This is a genomic window from Phormidium sp. CCY1219 (genome assembly GCF_055795085.1).
Genome location: NZ_JAYFEQ010000048.1, coordinates 1 through 540, shown reverse-complemented (window position 1 = coordinate 540; position 540 = coordinate 1). Strand labels below are relative to the sequence as shown.

The following is a 540-nucleotide window of genomic DNA, read 5'->3' as shown; positions in this document are numbered from 1 at the left end:
CTAGCTCTTGAGCAATGCTGCCAACTGGGGCAAGTCTACGGAATCGGTTAACCCAGGTCATCAGAGTATCGACTCGATGCTGCAAGCTCGGAGCTAACCAACCCTGGGGACGAGTCCGATTCAAGAACCGAGCAGGCCGATATCGGGTCAGGCGGTTTCGTCGAGAATGTCGCAGTTGACGACGAGACCGCAGTGCATCCTTAATTTGCTGTCCCCGGTGCTGCAACTCGGCAGCAAAGATGATTCGATTCCCTTGCTTCAGGGCAATTCCAGAGACTTTAGAACCTGGGTCTAATTTGAGTTCGACCGGTTCAGGATTAGCATCAACTTCCTTGTTGAGAATAATGGTGAATGGGTAGCGTCGAAATACCGAGGCTTTCCCCGCGTTGAGTAGTGACCGTGCGACCCCTGGCTTGCAGGGTGTCAGCGGTTTGCGGTTGGTATCTAAAACGAACACATGGTTAGACATTGTTGCGTCTGTTCTGATTGCTCGTAACGTTGGCTTCGCTAATGTTCAGAGTCGGTACTTTCCAAATCGCA

1 protein-coding gene is annotated in these 540 nt (G+C 51.7%); it reads right to left on the bottom strand.

Annotated elements, in window-relative coordinates:
- On the bottom strand, nucleotides 1–469 hold a 469-nt coding region (gene iscB, locus AC0QH1_RS00380), incomplete at its 3' end, for an RNA-guided endonuclease IscB (RefSeq protein WP_324628760.1).
- Nucleotides 470–540: the final 71 nt, after the last annotated feature.